The organism is Bradyrhizobium sp. BWC-3-1 (assembly GCF_032917965.1).
In the GTDB taxonomy this organism is placed as follows: Bacteria; Pseudomonadota; Alphaproteobacteria; order Rhizobiales; family Xanthobacteraceae; genus Bradyrhizobium; species Bradyrhizobium canariense_D.
The window spans coordinates 3969485-3982759 of record NZ_CP136625.1; the positions used below are offsets into that span (position 1 = coordinate 3969485).

19 protein-coding genes are annotated in these 13275 nt (G+C 64.3%); 10 read left to right on the plus strand and 9 right to left on the minus strand.

The window, feature by feature from the left end; translation table 11 throughout:
• The first annotated feature begins 3 nt into the window (after positions 1-3).
• Positions 4-822, plus strand: a complete 819-nt coding sequence (locus tag RX329_RS19165) for a penicillin-binding transpeptidase domain-containing protein (RefSeq protein ID WP_085364670.1) — start codon at positions 4-6, stop codon at positions 820-822.
• A 62-nt stretch (positions 823-884) separates the two neighbouring features.
• Positions 885-1541 (plus strand): carboxymuconolactone decarboxylase family protein, encoded by a 657-nt coding sequence (locus tag RX329_RS19170; protein ID WP_085384236.1) that lies wholly within the window; start codon positions 885-887, stop codon positions 1539-1541.
• A 107-nt stretch (positions 1542-1648) separates the two neighbouring features.
• Here RX329_RS19170 and RX329_RS19175 read toward each other — a convergent pair whose 3' ends face one another.
• From RX329_RS19175 to RX329_RS19185, 3 genes are all read right to left on the minus strand, one after another.
• Positions 1649-2644 carry a dienelactone hydrolase family protein gene (locus RX329_RS19175; protein WP_317246326.1) on the minus strand — a complete coding sequence of 332 codons (996 nt, stop codon included), beginning with the start codon at positions 2642-2644 and terminating at the stop codon, positions 1649-1651.
• Positions 2645-2723: 79 nt separating this feature from the next.
• Positions 2724-3317, minus strand: coding sequence for a hypothetical protein (locus tag RX329_RS19180; protein WP_085395583.1), 594 nt, complete (start codon positions 3315-3317; stop codon positions 2724-2726).
• A 142-nt stretch (positions 3318-3459) separates the two neighbouring features.
• Positions 3460-3864 carry a DUF4260 domain-containing protein gene (locus tag RX329_RS19185; protein ID WP_317246327.1) on the minus strand — a complete coding sequence of 135 codons (405 nt, stop codon included), beginning with the start codon at positions 3862-3864 and terminating at the stop codon, positions 3460-3462.
• 149 nt (positions 3865-4013) lie between these two features.
• Here RX329_RS19185 and RX329_RS19190 point away from each other — a divergent pair, with 149 nt between their 5' ends.
• Both RX329_RS19190 and RX329_RS19195 read left to right on the plus strand, forming a co-directional pair.
• Positions 4014-5546, plus strand: coding sequence for an acyl-CoA carboxylase subunit beta (locus RX329_RS19190; RefSeq protein WP_085384238.1), 1533 nt, complete (start codon positions 4014-4016; stop codon positions 5544-5546).
• A gap of 120 nt (positions 5547-5666) precedes the next feature.
• Entirely contained in the window at positions 5667-6014 is a 348-nt protein-coding gene (locus tag RX329_RS19195; RefSeq protein ID WP_085351300.1) for a hypothetical protein, read from the plus strand.
• A gap of 21 nt (positions 6015-6035) precedes the next feature.
• Here the strand turns inward: RX329_RS19195 and RX329_RS19200 are convergent, their stop codons facing one another.
• Together RX329_RS19200 and RX329_RS19205 are read right to left on the minus strand one after the other, a co-directional pair.
• Complete coding sequence (locus RX329_RS19200; protein WP_018456483.1) at positions 6036-6188, minus strand: hypothetical protein; 153 nt, start codon at positions 6186-6188, stop codon at positions 6036-6038.
• 96 nt (positions 6189-6284) lie between these two features.
• Complete coding sequence (locus tag RX329_RS19205) at positions 6285-6932, minus strand: glutathione S-transferase family protein (RefSeq protein ID WP_317246328.1); 648 nt, start codon at positions 6930-6932, stop codon at positions 6285-6287.
• A 129-nt stretch (positions 6933-7061) separates the two neighbouring features.
• On the opposite strand from RX329_RS19205, the gene RX329_RS19210 reads away from it, so the two are divergent.
• Positions 7062-7376, plus strand: coding sequence for a hypothetical protein (locus RX329_RS19210; protein WP_018456485.1), 315 nt, complete (start codon positions 7062-7064; stop codon positions 7374-7376).
• A gap of 126 nt (positions 7377-7502) precedes the next feature.
• Complete coding sequence (locus RX329_RS19215) at positions 7503-7781, plus strand: twin-arginine translocation signal domain-containing protein (RefSeq protein WP_018456486.1); 279 nt, start codon at positions 7503-7505, stop codon at positions 7779-7781.
• A gap of 145 nt (positions 7782-7926) precedes the next feature.
• On the opposite strand, the gene RX329_RS19220 is transcribed toward RX329_RS19215, so the two are convergent.
• From RX329_RS19220 to RX329_RS19230, 3 genes are all read right to left on the minus strand, one after another.
• Entirely contained in the window at positions 7927-8178 is a 252-nt protein-coding gene (locus RX329_RS19220; RefSeq protein WP_007603074.1) for a GCG_CRPN prefix-to-repeats domain-containing protein, read from the minus strand.
• Between the two features lie 202 nt (positions 8179-8380).
• Entirely contained in the window at positions 8381-9388 is a 1008-nt protein-coding gene (locus RX329_RS19225) for an alpha/beta fold hydrolase (RefSeq protein ID WP_085384240.1), read from the minus strand.
• 197 nt (positions 9389-9585) lie between these two features.
• Positions 9586-10284, minus strand: a complete 699-nt coding sequence (locus RX329_RS19230) for a winged helix-turn-helix domain-containing protein (protein ID WP_018456488.1) — start codon at positions 10282-10284, stop codon at positions 9586-9588.
• 165 nt (positions 10285-10449) lie between these two features.
• On the opposite strand from RX329_RS19230, the gene RX329_RS19235 reads away from it, so the two are divergent.
• From RX329_RS19235 to RX329_RS19245, 3 genes are read left to right on the plus strand one after another with little or no spacing between them, the layout of a single operon-like run.
• A complete protein-coding gene (locus tag RX329_RS19235) occupies positions 10450-10758 on the plus strand; it encodes an NIPSNAP family protein (protein ID WP_007603076.1) in 309 nt (102 codons plus the stop codon).
• A gap of 37 nt (positions 10759-10795) precedes the next feature.
• Complete coding sequence (locus RX329_RS19240) at positions 10796-11146, plus strand: antibiotic biosynthesis monooxygenase family protein (RefSeq protein ID WP_018456489.1); 351 nt, start codon at positions 10796-10798, stop codon at positions 11144-11146.
• A 51-nt stretch (positions 11147-11197) separates the two neighbouring features.
• Complete coding sequence (locus tag RX329_RS19245; RefSeq protein ID WP_085395587.1) at positions 11198-12007, plus strand: oxaloacetate decarboxylase; 810 nt, start codon at positions 11198-11200, stop codon at positions 12005-12007.
• Between the two features lie 57 nt (positions 12008-12064).
• Here the strand turns inward: RX329_RS19245 and RX329_RS19250 are convergent, their stop codons facing one another.
• Complete coding sequence (locus tag RX329_RS19250; RefSeq protein WP_018456491.1) at positions 12065-12457, minus strand: hypothetical protein; 393 nt, start codon at positions 12455-12457, stop codon at positions 12065-12067.
• Between the two features lie 164 nt (positions 12458-12621).
• On the opposite strand from RX329_RS19250, the gene RX329_RS19255 reads away from it, so the two are divergent.
• Positions 12622-13275: a trimeric intracellular cation channel family protein gene (locus RX329_RS19255; protein WP_085351305.1), complete on the plus strand. Its 654-nt coding sequence runs from the start codon at positions 12622-12624 to the stop codon at positions 13273-13275.

Genomic DNA, 13275 nt, shown 5'->3' on the forward strand with positions numbered 1-13275 from the left:
CCAGTGCTTACCCGCCGTTCCACTCTCGGCCTTCTCGCCGCAACCGCGATCCTGCCATCGCGTGCATTCGCTCACGTCGCGCCACCGCGAAATGAAATCCGTGACAGCCTCGCAAAGCGCTTCACTGACCTCGGCACGGCGGGGACGTTCGTCGGCTACAAGGTCGAGGACTATCTGGTCGTCGCCAGCGACAAGGAACGTTCGGGCGAGGCGAAGCTGCCGGCTTCGACCTTCAAGATTCCGAACTCGTTGATTGCGCTCGAAACCGGCGTGGTCACTGACCCCGACAAGGACGTATTTCCCTGGGACGGCGTGAAGCGTCCGATCGAGGCCTGGAACAAGGACCACACGCTGCGCAGCGCGATTCTCGTCAGCGCGGTGCCGGTCTATCAGGAGATCGCGCGCCGGATCGGGCAAGAACGCATGCAAAAGTACGTCGATCTGTTCGACTATGGCAATCGCGACATCGGCGGCGGCATCGACCAGTTCTGGCTCACCGGCGCCTTGCGCATCGATCCGGTCGAGCAGGTCGATTTCATCGACCGGCTGCGCCGCCGCGCACTGCCGATCTCGAAACGCAGCCAGGATCTCGTCGCTGACATCCTGCCGGTGACCAAGGTCGGCGATAGCGTCATTCGCGCCAAGTCCGGGCTGCTTGGCGCTGAGCGCGGCGAGCCATCGCTTGGCTGGATGGTGGGCTGGGCCGAGAAGGGCGAAGCGCACACCGTGTTCGCGCTCAACATGGACTGCAAGGAGCCGCGCCTGGTCGGAGAGCGCATGCCGCTGACGCAAGCCTGCCTTGCCGAGATCGGCGCTATCTAGCGATACCGCGCTGGCGCCGCTCGACTAGCATCCCCCGGGTCAAGAAAAACCGGGAGGAGAAGATGAACTCAACGCCACTCTGGCTGCCGTCGCTCACGCTTGCCGCCGCAGGCGGCTGGCTCGCCGCCACGATGTTTGCCGGTCCCGCCACCAGCAGGGAGCCGCGCTTTCCTCAGCTCACCATGGACCAGCTCGACGCCAAGCAGAAGCCCCTCGGCGAGCAGATCATGAAGGTCTCGAGCGTCGGCATCGGCGGTCCCTACAATCCGATGATCCGCAGCCCGGTGCTCGGCCAGCGCCTGTTCGACCTATTCCACTATCTGCGCTGGGAGACCTCGGTCCCGACAAAACTCAACGAGTTCGCGATCCTGATCATCGGGCGGCAATGGCGCTCGCAGGTGGAGTGGTACGCCCATGCGCCGCTCGCGGCGAAAGCGGGCCTGTCGCCCGACATCGTCGCGGAGCTGAAGGCCAATAAGCGGCCTGCGAACATGGCCGAGGACGAGGCCGTCGTCTACGACTTCGTCACCGAGCTCACCGCGACGAAGAAGGTCGGCGACGAAACCTTCGCGCGCGCGAAGAAGGTCTTCAACGACCAGCAGATCGTCGACCTCACCGCGGTCGCCGGCAATTACGTGATGGTCGCGATGTTGCTCGCAATGGCCGAAGAGACCGTGCCGCCGGACAAGCAGGAGCCGTTCAAGCCGGGCGAGCCGTAGCCTTCGTCATTGCGAGGAGCGAAGCGACGAAGCAATCCAGAATGCCTCGGCGGAAAGATTCTGGATTGCTTCGCTGCGCTCGCAATGACGGAACATGTCGCGCTGGCCTAACCCAGCTTGAACAGCGCCTGCAAAAACTCCTCAACGGCCTTGCGCGACTCGGCGGCAGTCGTTGGATTGCCGCCGACATGCGGATTGAGCTCGACGCAAGCGTCCTGGTAGGTGAACGGCGCTTTCGTATCGGCGTTCATCAGGACGCCGCCGTCGCCTTCGCGGATCTGGCAGTTGCGCACGGTCTGCGCACCCGTGGACACGGTGACCGTATTGACGCCGAGCAGCCCACTGTCAAAGCCGTGCGCGCTGTCGGGGTATTCGGTCAGCACCACGTCGCGGCCGGCCGTCTTGAGCCGCTCGACGAAAGCCTTGCAGCTCTTCACGGGATTGTAGTCGTCGGGCGTGCCGCGGAAAATGCGGATCGGGCGCGCGGCGATGTCCGTGTCGTTCTGATAGGTCGTGGAGCAGTCGGGATAGAAGGGAATGTAAGCGGCGAACTGGACGCCGGACTTGTTCCAGAGCTTGTGGAAGCGGTTGAGGCTCGCATAAAGCGTCGCCTGTCCGCCGCGTGAGAAGCCCATCAGCACGATGCGATCAGGATCGACGCGGGAATGTTTTGCGAGGATCTCCAGCGAGCGGTAGATGTCGATGACGAGGTTGAGCCGGCCGAGCAGGGCCTGGTTCGGCCCCACCACCGTCAGCCCGCGGCCGGTAAAGCCGTCGATCACGAGGGTCGAGATGCCCATGGCGTTGAACGCGTGCACCCAGGCTTCGGTCGTTGCGCCGACGCCGCTCGAGCCGTGCATCAGCACCACGACCGGAAGTTTTCCGCTGCCTTGCGCCACGCGCAGTTCGCCGGCGACTGTCACCGGCTTTCCGGCCGCGGCGTCGCCGCTGAGGAATTGCTGGTCGGAGAGGGTGAGCGAGGGGATCGGATAGATCTCGGCGCGGGTGGCGACTTCCCTGGGAAGCGATTGTGCGTTGGCGCCCATGCCGACGAACAGCGTTGAAATGCAGAGCGCCATGGCGACGCGGAATGCCGTCGGCATCGGATCCTCCCCCGTGATTTTCAGTGAGTAGAACAACAGGGCCGCGCGCTGTCAAATTGACGCAAGCCGGCGGTTCGCCTCAGGCGGTGTCAGGCTTCTTCACCGTCAGTGCCTGGTCGATCGCAAAACCGCCAATCTCGCTCATCGCCTGCGAGATCACGTCGCCCTTGCGGGCAAAGCCGGCAGAGAGGACATCGAACTGGGTGCGCGCCAGCCGCAGCACCTCGATTGGCACGGAGATGACGGTCTCGTTGAAATTGTCGATCGAGGCGTGCAGCGTCTCCAGCTCGCGTGTGAGCTGGCCGATATGGCTCTCGGCGTGCTGCATCAGGCCGAGCAGCTTGCCGCGCTCGGCGTCGAATGCCGCGCGCTCGGCCGCCGCGGCCGCGGTGATTTCGGCAAGCTGGCTGCGCAGCCCGTCGATTTGCTTGACCATGGCGTCGGACGCCATCTCACCGGCCTCGCGCAGCTCGCTGTTGCGCGTGTTCTCTTCGTGCTCCCGGTGATAGAGGCGTTCCGCCGACATCGCCCGTTGCGCCAGCGACTCGATCAGCGCGGCGGCGCGCAGCAGCATTTCGCCGTTCCGCCCCGACACCATGCTGGCCATGCGCCGCAGGAAGTCGGTGGTTTCGGACGATGGGTTCGGCGGCAGGGGAACGACCGTCGCGGACATGGGGGTGATGCTTGCAGCCGGAAATGATGACCGCCGCCGTACCGACTGAGCTCACGCAACATTCGGCGCCTGATCGCAAGCCTGGAGCAAGCCTGAATCGCCGCGCCCGGTCAACCGGGCCAGGGCCAGATTTGCAACTGCGTCACGTATCCTTCTGCCGGCCGATCCGGCCGAGATGGGTGAAGCCGAACCCGGCCGAATATTTCAGGCCGTAGCCCAGTGCCCGATCGATGCCGATATGGGCGAGCCAGATCAAGGCGATGGACAGGGTGAGTGGCGAGGCGAGGCCGAAGCCGAGCGTCAGCAGCGCGACCGGCGCCATGTAGCTGTGGGCGGCGTTGTAGACCATCGCGCCGAGTTTGGCGTCGGCAAGATAGGCGAGGAAGCTCAGATCGGGGACAAGGAAGAGCAGGGCAAAGACTGCCCAAGAGCCGTCCCAGGTCCAGTAGAGCATCACCATCCCCACAAACAGCGTCAGGCCCTCCAGCCGCAGCAGGATGTTGACGCCGCCCGTCGCCGCGCCGGTCTCCGCCGCTCCTTCGGTCATGCTCGTCTCCCAGGCAAAACTTTGAAATTCCTTGCGCTTTCCCGCTGCGGCAAGGCAGCCCTGCGAGACCGAAAGCCGCTTCCCGGCCCGCAAAATGCCGTGTTAGAACCCCCGGCAATCGCATTTAGGCTAAGAACTGGCGGGAGCAAATGAAGAATATCCTGGACGCCCTTGAAGACCGTCGCGCCGGCGCAAAGCTCGGCGGCGGCGAGAAGCGCATCGAGGCGCAGCACGCCCGCGGCAAGCTGACCGCACGTGAGCGCATCGAGCTCTTGCTCGACAAGGGATCGTTCGAGGAATTCGACATGTTCGTCGAGCACCGCTCCACCGAGTTCGGCATGGAGAAGAGCAAGGTGCCCGGCGACGGCGTCGTCACCGGCTGGGGCACCGTCAACGGCCGCAAGACGTTTGTCTTCGCCAAGGATTTCACGGTGTTCGGCGGCTCGCTGTCGGAAACGCACGCGCTGAAAATCACAAAGCTCCAGGACATGGCGATGAAGGCGCGTGCGCCCATCATCGGCCTGTATGACGCTGGCGGCGCCCGCATCCAGGAGGGTGTCGCCGCGCTCGCCGGCTATTCCTACGTGTTCCGCCGCAACGTGCTCGCCTCCGGCGTGATCCCGCAGATCTCTGTCATCATGGGTCCCTGCGCTGGCGGCGACGTCTATTCGCCGGCGATGACCGACTTCATCTTCATGGTGAAGAACACCAGCTACATGTTCGTCACCGGCCCCGACGTGGTGAAGACCGTCACCAACGAGGTCGTCACGGCGGAAGAGCTCGGCGGTGCCTCGGTGCACGCCACGCGCTCCTCGATCGCCGACGGCGCCTTCGAGAACGACGTCGAGACGCTCTTGCAGATGCGGCGCCTGATCGACTTCCTGCCGTCCAACAACACCGACGGCGTGCCGGAATGGCCGAGCTTCGACGACATCGGCCGCGTCGACATGTCGCTCGACACTCTGATCCCCGACAATCCGAACAAGCCCTACGACATGAAGGAGCTGATCCTGAAGGTCGTGGACGAGGGCGACTTCTTCGAGATCGCGGATGCTTTCGCCAAGAACATCGTCACCGGCTTCGGCCGCATCGCGGGCCGCACCGTCGGCTTCGTCGCCAACCAGCCGATGGTGCTCGCCGGCGTGCTCGACTCCGACGCTTCGCGCAAGGCGGCACGCTTCGTTCGTTTTTGCGATGCCTTCAACATCCCGATCGTCACCTTCGTCGACGTGCCGGGCTTCCTGCCGGGCACCGCGCAGGAATATGGCGGCCTGATCAAGCACGGCGCCAAACTGCTGTTTGCGTACTCGCAGTGCACCGTGCCGCTGGTCACCATCATCACCCGCAAGGCCTATGGCGGCGCCTTCGACGTCATGGCTTCCAAGGAGATCGGCGCCGACATGAACTATGCCTGGCCGACCGCCCAGATCGCGGTGATGGGCGCCAAGGGCGCGGTCGAGATCATCTTCCGCGCCGACATCGGCGACCCCGACAAGATCGCCGCGCGTACCAAGGAATACGAAGACCGTTTCCTCTCCCCCTTCATCGCCGCCGAGCGCGGCTACATCGACGACGTCATCATGCCGCACTCGACCCGCAAGCGGATCGCGCGGGCGCTGTCGATGCTGAAGGACAAGAAAGTGGAAACGCCGGCGAAGAAGCACGACAATTTGCCGTTGTGACGCCTCGTAGCCCGGATGAGTGAAGCGACATCCGGGTTCTTCGTCAAGCTTCCCGCATGTCGCTTTGCTCATGCGGGCTACCGATTCTGTTTCTGAGTTGGCATCCTCGATCCAAATCCAATGACCGAAGACGATCCGACCGACGAGATTTCAGACATCGAAGCGCGGATCGAGGCTTTGGCCGAGATCGCCGAACGATGTCGGAAGTACATCCTGGCATCCAAGCTCGCGATCGGTGGCGGTGCTGCGCTGTTGCTGATCACGATCCTCGGCTTGCTCGGAATGGGCCAGACCGCCGCGCTCGGATCGATCGCTCTGGTGCTCGGCGGGATCGTCTCGCTCGGTTCGAACGTCAGCACGCTGCGGCAGACGGAGAGCGCGATCGGGGATGCGGAGGCGCTTCGGTCTCAACTGATCAGCCGCATTGACCTTCGCGTGGTCGCCGATGCGCCGATGAAGCTGGTGTGACGCGGCGCTCGCAGGCCAATGTCACGCCGCAGCCCTGCGCGACAGCACCTGCAGCTCCTCGCGGCATTCGGCTGCGAACGCCTGAAGCTGCTCCGCGGTTTGCCGGTCGAGGATCGCCTTAGCCAGTCTTTCAGCGCGGGCAAGCTGGTCTCTGAGATATGCGATGCGGGCCATGTGTCACCTTCCGCAGGGATGATTTGATGGCCGTGACCCTACGGCCATCGCCGGATTCATTATGTGAGGCACGTCACATCTGACGCGGGCGCCGCGTCAGCGGGTCGCGTCCGCCGCAGCGAAATGCGCCATCTGGTCGGCGTGGGCCTTGGCGAAGGCCGGGCGGGCGGTGGCGCGCGCGACGTAGGCGCGGCAGGCGGGACTGTCCGCGAGCCCATCGAACTGATCGATGATGCGCAGCACGTCTGACATCAGGATGTCGGCGACGGAGAACTTGCCTGCCAGCCATTCGCGGCTGGCCAGCACCGCCTCCATGTGCTTGAGGCGGAGTTTTAGGAAGTCGTCGACAAATTTCCACGCGGCCGTATCGCTCGGATGACCCATGAACTTCGACATCGTCCAGGGCAGGCTCGCCATCTCCACCGAATTGAGCGCGGCGAACAGCCATTCCGTGGCTTGGTTGCGGCCGCGCGGATCTGATGGCATCAGCTTCGCGCTGAGGCCGCCGAGATGCAGCAGGATCGCGCCGCTCTCGAAGATCGAGAGATCGCCGTCGGTCAGCCACGGCACCTGCCCGAACGGCTGGTGCGCAAGATGCTCGGCGCCGCGCCCGTCGAACGGCGCGCTCGCGACGCGATAGGGCAATGCGGCCTCTTCGAGCGCCCAGCGCACCCGAAGGTCGCGCACGAAACCGCGCGGGGGCGGGGGAACCCAGTCGAAGGTGGTGAGCGTGAGGTCGGGCATGTGGTGTCTCCGTCTGCTGTTCAGGCATAGGACGGGTGAGAGATGCGCGTTCCGACACCGGTGCCGTCCTTTTTTGTCGTCGCCGACGTCATCGGCTAGTCTCACCCCAAACAACAGGAGGAAAATCCGATGCCATCAGCCTTCTTCGTCGTCCGCGCCGTCGTCACCGATGCCGGCAAGCGCGCCGCCTTCGACAGGTGGTACGAGACCGAACATCTGCCCGACGCGATGAAGGCCTTCGGCGTGAGCAAGGCCTGGCGGTTCTGGAGCCTCGACGATCCCTCACTGCATCAGGCGATGTATCAGTTCGCGAGCGAGGCTGCGCTGCACGCCATGCTGAAGGGCGAAGCGCTGACGCAACTGGTGGCCGATTTCAACCGCGATTGGCCCGACGTGACGCGCACGCGCGAGTTGCTGGTGCTGGCGCAGGAGTTTGGCAAGTAGCGCCCGGCGGCGGGCTGTCACACGGAGTCGCAGCGAAGCTGAACGCGCGATTCAGCTTCGGTTCATGTCGTCACCACGACACTCGCCTCTGCATCACTGGCACGACCATCCAAGAGGAAAGAAGTCATGGAGCGCCGGAACTTTTTAAAATTTGCAATCGGTGTCGCGGCCGGAGCTGCCGCGTTCACGACCGCCGCAAAGGCTGCGCCGCTGGCGCCGCAGCCGCTCGGTGACCCCCGCATGCCGCAAGGCAATCCCGACGCTCATCCCGCAGTCACCAGCAGCGAAGAAGCCGCGCAGTTGAAGCCGGAGCAGGTGCACTGGCACGGCCGCCATCGCCATTGGGGTTGGCGCCGCCGTCACTGGGGCTGGCATCGCCGGCGATGGCACCGCCGCCATTGGTAAGCTTCGCGCACCAGGCTTGAACGGGGACCGCGATCGCGGTCCCCGTTCTGATTCGAAACATCCCGGTGCGACGTCAGGCGCTCAAAAAGAAAATGGCCGCGCAGGCTTTCGCCGCGCGGCCATTTCGCAATGCGAAAAAAAGAGATCAGAACGGGCGGCAGCGGCCGGCGTACCAGCGGAAGCCGTAGGGGCACACGCGGGCGCGCGGCACGACCACGACAGGGGCCGGCGCAACCACGATCGGACCCGGGCGGACAACGACCGGACCGCGCATCGGGCGGCAGCCGCCATAGGCGCCGCGGTACCAGCCGGGGCCGCAACCGCCGGCGGCGCTCGCCGCCTCGCTGAAACCAACGACCGCGCTGGCGAGCATCACGGCGGCAAACAGGTATTTCATTTGATCTTCCTTCTCGTCCTTGGGTGTAGGTTTTGGGGGCAGGTAGGAGGGCTTGGCGCTTTTCGGCGCACCATGAATCAAAAGACACGATTCGACACGTAAAATCGCAACATGCCGACACGACGCCAGCCAAATCTGCCAATCATGACCTGAATGCGGCATGAACATTCCCCGCACGCGGCTCCGGACGACAGCAATGACGCTAGCGGCCGAGAAAGCCCAGGACTAGCTCCCTGTACTTCTCAGGCGCCTCGAGGAAGACGAGATGGCCGGTGTCCGGGATCACCTCGGCCCGCGCATTCGGCATCTTCGCCGCGAGTGCCTTCGCCAGCTCGGCGTTCTCTCCCATTTTCGCGCGCAGCGCCTCCGGCGCGTTCGGCCGGCCCGGAGCGTTGTGGTCGTCGGCGCCCATGATGAATAGCGTCGGCTCGGTGATCAGTGCGATCTCGTGCGCCACCGGCTCACGATAGATCATCTGGCCGGAACTGACGAAGGCACGCAGCCAGCGCGGATAATCCGGGCTGCCCTTGATGTTGAAGCGGGCGTCGATGAACGGCGTGATCGCGTCCGGCGGCAGCTTGATCGCATAGTTGGTCTGAAGCTGCTTGCGATAGCCATCGGCCGTGAGCTTGTCCTCGGTCTCGATGATCTTCTCGGTCGGCGTCGGCGGTACATAGAGGCGGTAATCTTCCAGCCCGATCGGGGCCGTCAGAACAAGGTGGGCGACGCGGTCGGGAAAGGCGCGGGCGATGCGGACGCCCAGCATGCCGCCGAGCGAATGGGCGACGATCTCGGCCTTGTCGATGTTGAGGTGATCGAGCAGCGCGATGGTGTTGCGCGCCAGATTGTCGAAATGCAATTCGCCGATCGGCTTGGAAGATTTGCCGAAGCCGATCTGGTCCGGCACCACAACGCGGAAGCCGGCCTCGCTCAGCATCTTGATAACAGGCGCCCAGTAGCTCGACGGGAAATTGCGCCCGTGCAGCAGCACGACGGTGCGGCCGTTCGGCTGCGCAGGCGGCACGTCCATATAGGCCATGCTGAGCTGCTCGCTGTCATTGATCAGAGGCAGCAGGTGCACGGGATAGGGATAGGCAAAGCCTTCGAGCGCGATGCCGTAGGGTTCGCGCGGGGCGGTGTCGGCGGCGTGGGATGTAAGAGGAGCGGCGAGAAGAGCCGTGCAAAGCACGGCCGGGAGGAGGCGGATCATTGAAGGCTCTGAGTCATGTTGGCGCTAGGAGACACATTCTCCGTCATGCCCGGGCTTGGCCCGCCTGCGCGGCCGAAGCCGCTTCGGCGAGGCGAAGGCCCGGGCATCCACGTGGTGCCACGCAAACTGCACTAAAGACGTGGATGGCCGGGTCAAGCCCGGCCATGACGACGAGAGACGCTTACACGCGCTTGTGTTCAGTCCTTCGCAGTCCCGAACAACGCGGCAAACTGCTTCTCGCCGGTGCGCGTAAAATTCACCACGCGGCTGCCGGGCGTGGCGTCGCGGGCAGCCCATTTCAGCTCGGCGAAACGCTGCATCATGGCGGCGCCCAGCGTGCCCGCGAGATGGTGACGCCGCTCGCTCCAGTCGAGGCAGGCCTTGCAGACCGGCCGGCGGGGATGGGCGAGCATGTCGGGCGAGATCTGCAAATGCTTCGCCAGGAACCGCTCGCCCTCGGCCGTCAGCTCGATCTCTTGCTTCTTCTGCCTGACCAGGTTTTGCGCGCGGAGGGTGTCGAGCATCTGCACGCCGAGATCGCCGGCGAGATGGTCGTAGCAGATCCGGGCACGCCGCAGCGCCGGATCCTTCGGCCCGGTGCGCACGCGCATATGGCCGGTCCGCGCGGCGAGGCCCGCAAGCCCCTCCAGCACCCCGGCGACATCGTCGTCGGTGAGGCGGTAGTAGCGGTGGCGGCCCTGCTTCTCCGGCTCGATCAGGCCACCGGCCTCGAGCTTGGAAAGATGCGAGCTCGCGGTCTGCGGCGTGATGCCGGCCTCCTGCGCCAGCTCGCTCGCGGTGAGCGCGCGGCCGTTCATCAGCGCCGTGAGCATGTTGGCGCGTGCGGGATCGCCGACGAGCGAGGCGATCATGGCGATGTCGGGACCTGATTTCATGCTTCGATGGTAGCCGAAGCATTGCGGTCGGGCAAGCGCGTAGCGTGGGGTTGTTCGTCATTGCGAGGCGCGAAGCGACGACGCAATCCAGGCTGCCTCCGCAGAGGGATTCCTGGATTGCTTCGCTGCGCTCGCAATGGCGGTGTGGAACCAGAGGAGCCCATCATGTCCGTCACCGTCTTCATCCGCTACCAGCTCGATCCCTTCAAGCGCGCGCAGTTCGAGGAGTATTCGAAGCGCTGGCTCACCATCATCCCGAAATGCGGCGGCGATCTGATCGGCTATTTCATGCCGCACGAGGGCACCAACAACATCGCGTTTGCGCTGATTACCTTCGAGAGTCTGGCTGCGTATGAGGCCTATCGCGCCCGGCTGCGTCAGGATACGGAAGGCATGGCCAACTTCCACTTCGCCGAGGAGCACAAATTCATCCTCGCGGAAGAGCGCACGTTTCTGCGCCAAGTGGTTTTGTAAGTGCTATCGTAGGCCATCAACGACAGGAGAGACGCCCATGATCGCCGTGATCTTCGAGGTCTGGCCGAAGCCGGAACACCGCCAGGATTATTTCGACCTCGCGGCCGACCTCAAGCCGATCCTGCAAACCATCGACGGCTTCATCTCGGTCGAGCGTTTCGAAAGCCTGACCGAGAAGGGCAAGATCTTATCGGTGTCGTTCTGGCGGGACGAGGCGGCCGTGCAAGCCTGGCGCAACACGATGGAGCATCGCCGCACCCAGGCCAAGGGCCGCGCGAAAATCTTCGCCGATTATCACTTGCGTATCGCCAGCGTCATCCGTGACTACAGCATGAATGATCGCGAGCAGGCGCCGAAGGACAGCCGCGCGGTGCACGACGCGCACTAGCGCTCGTGGCGGCACGTCCCCATCTCTGCGCGGCCAACAAGGGAGAGAAACATGCACGTGACAACTGCTGACAAGCGCGCGGCCTTCAGGAAGCTGCACGAGAGCGGCTGCTTCATCCTGCCCAATCCGGTCGACGTCGGCAGCGCGAAAGCGTTGCAGCATCTCGGTTTCAAGGCACTCGCGTCGTCGAGTGCGGGCTTTGCCTGGACCATCGGCAAAGCCGACAACCACGTCACCGTCGAGGACGTCTGTCAGCATCTGGCGGCATTGAGCACGTCGGTCGACATCCCCGTGAACGCTGATTTCGAGGGCGGCTTTGCGGTCGAGCCGGACAAGGTCGCGGAGAATGTCGAGCGCTGTGTGCGCACCGGCGTTGCCGGCCTGTCGATCGAGGATTCCACCGGCGACAAGGACAAGCCGATCTACGAGCGCGCGCTCGCAGTCGAGCGCATCAAGGCATCGCGCAAGGCGATCGGCGATAGCGGCGTGCTGCTGGTCGGCCGCTGCGAGGCCTATCTGTGGGGCGTGACCGACCTCAAGTTGGTCATCGACCGGCTGACGGCCTACGCAGATGCTGGCGCCGATTGCCTTTACGCGCCGGGCCTGAAGAGCCGCGAGGACATCGCCGCGGTGGTGAAGGCTGTTGCACCCAAACCGTTCAACCTGTTGATCGGCGGCTCCGGGCTGTCATTGCAGGAAGCTGCCGATCTTGGCGTGCGCCGGATCAGCGTCGGCGGTTCACTCGCTCGCGCCGCCTGGGGCGGCTTCATGCGGGCCGCGAAGGAAATGGCGGAGAAGGGGACCTTCGCGGAGCTGGCGGGCGGCTATCCCGGCGGCGAGCTCAACAAGATGTTCAGCTAAGACAAACGAAAGCGGCAGGATGTGAATCCCGCCGCTGTCGCATATTGTTGCAATTCGTTACTTCGCGCCGTCAGCGGGTGCCGGCGTATCCGGGGCCGCCTTGCTCGGCGCGGCGCCCGTGGTCACGCCCGGTCCGGTGTTGGTGCGCGGCGTCACGTCGCGCATGCCGGGAGGTGCGGCCGGATTGGTAGCCGGTGCCTGCTGCGCTGTCTGCGTCGCCGGCGTGGTGCTGGCCTGGTTGCTGGTGCCGGTGTTGTTCAGGCCGTAGAATACGGCACCCAGCACCAAGGCGATTGCCACTGCGAACAGGGCTACTTTGCCGCTGGAGGCGGGGCCTTCGCCAAGCTCCGGGTCGACCTGAAGCTGGGCATCCCGTCGCGCCGCATTGCGATACTCATCATCGGCGAGATTCGGGCGGTACGGATCGTTGATAAAACGGTCGTCAGCCATCGATTGGTTCTCCTCGATCATTGCGGCGGGACAACCCGTGGATGCGAGATTCTGTTCCGCCCTCCTTAATGCTTTCGTCGCATGTTGCGCCCGCGGCGGGAATCGGGAACCTGTTCGCTGGGGAACCTGACGCGTAAGCTCCGCTGACGGAAGGGAACAAAGCGATGTGGAGCTTGCCGCCGAGCGATTATAGCGTGCTGCATCTGTTGTCGCTGGTTGCGGTCGCGGCGCAAGGCATGACCGCCGCGCTCGCTGCCGGCCGCCGCAGCATGGATTGGCTCGGCGTCTGCTTCCTCGGCTGCATCACGGCGCTCGGCGGCGGCACCTTGCGCGATCTCTTCCTGGGGCATTATCCGTTGGCCTGGGTGCAGAACCCCATCTACCTCGCACTGGCCGGAGGCGCCGCCTTCCTCACCATCCTGATGGCGCGCCTGGTGCACCGGCTGAAACTGGCCTTCATCGTGCTCGATGCCATCGGCCTCGTCGTCTTCACCATGACCGGCTGCGACATCGCCTGGCAGATGGATGCCACGCTGCCGATCGTCATCGTCTCCGGCATGGTGACCGGTTGCGCCGGCGGCGTGTTGCGCGACGTGCTCTGCAACGACGTGCCGCTGCTGTTCCGCTCCGAGCTCTACGCCAGCGTCTCGGTGGTGACGGGATTGTTCTATGCCACCGCGTTCGGTCTTAAGCTGAACGCCGAGCTCTGGACCATTTTGACATTCGTCCTCGGCATCAGCTTCCGCCTGCTCGCGGTGCGCTACAAATGGGAGATGCCGAAATTCGTCTTCACGGAAGAGGAGGAGCGGGAGCCTTGA

Excerpts from the sequence above, each read along its gene's own strand:
- RX329_RS19170 (WP_085384236.1), top strand. The coding sequence starts at position 885 with ATGAACTCAACGCCACTCTGGCTGCCGTCGCTCACGCTTGCCGCCGCA.
- RX329_RS19175 (WP_317246326.1), bottom strand. The coding sequence starts at position 2,644 with ATGCCGACGGCATTCCGCGTCGCCATGGCGCTCTGCATTTCAACGCTG.
- RX329_RS19180 (WP_085395583.1), bottom strand. The coding sequence starts at position 3,317 with ATGTCCGCGACGGTCGTTCCCCTGCCGCCGAACCCATCGTCCGAAACC.
- RX329_RS19185 (WP_317246327.1), bottom strand. The coding sequence starts at position 3,864 with ATGACCGAAGGAGCGGCGGAGACCGGCGCGGCGACGGGCGGCGTCAAC.
- RX329_RS19190 (WP_085384238.1), top strand. The coding sequence starts at position 4,014 with ATGAAGAATATCCTGGACGCCCTTGAAGACCGTCGCGCCGGCGCAAAG.
- RX329_RS19195 (WP_085351300.1), top strand. The coding sequence starts at position 5,667 with ATGACCGAAGACGATCCGACCGACGAGATTTCAGACATCGAAGCGCGG.
- RX329_RS19200 (WP_018456483.1), bottom strand. The coding sequence starts at position 6,188 with ATGGCCCGCATCGCATATCTCAGAGACCAGCTTGCCCGCGCTGAAAGA.
- RX329_RS19205 (WP_317246328.1), bottom strand. The coding sequence starts at position 6,932 with ATGCCCGACCTCACGCTCACCACCTTCGACTGGGTTCCCCCGCCCCCG.
- RX329_RS19210 (WP_018456485.1), top strand. The coding sequence starts at position 7,062 with ATGCCATCAGCCTTCTTCGTCGTCCGCGCCGTCGTCACCGATGCCGGC.
- RX329_RS19215 (WP_018456486.1), top strand. The coding sequence starts at position 7,503 with ATGGAGCGCCGGAACTTTTTAAAATTTGCAATCGGTGTCGCGGCCGGA.
- RX329_RS19220 (WP_007603074.1), bottom strand. The coding sequence starts at position 8,178 with ATGAAATACCTGTTTGCCGCCGTGATGCTCGCCAGCGCGGTCGTTGGT.
- RX329_RS19225 (WP_085384240.1), bottom strand. The coding sequence starts at position 9,388 with ATGATCCGCCTCCTCCCGGCCGTGCTTTGCACGGCTCTTCTCGCCGCT.
- RX329_RS19230 (WP_018456488.1), bottom strand. The coding sequence starts at position 10,284 with ATGAAATCAGGTCCCGACATCGCCATGATCGCCTCGCTCGTCGGCGAT.
- RX329_RS19235 (WP_007603076.1), top strand. The coding sequence starts at position 10,450 with ATGTCCGTCACCGTCTTCATCCGCTACCAGCTCGATCCCTTCAAGCGC.
- RX329_RS19240 (WP_018456489.1), top strand. The coding sequence starts at position 10,796 with ATGATCGCCGTGATCTTCGAGGTCTGGCCGAAGCCGGAACACCGCCAG.
- RX329_RS19245 (WP_085395587.1), top strand. The coding sequence starts at position 11,198 with ATGCACGTGACAACTGCTGACAAGCGCGCGGCCTTCAGGAAGCTGCAC.
- RX329_RS19250 (WP_018456491.1), bottom strand. The coding sequence starts at position 12,457 with ATGGCTGACGACCGTTTTATCAACGATCCGTACCGCCCGAATCTCGCC.
- RX329_RS19255 (WP_085351305.1), top strand. The coding sequence starts at position 12,622 with ATGTGGAGCTTGCCGCCGAGCGATTATAGCGTGCTGCATCTGTTGTCG.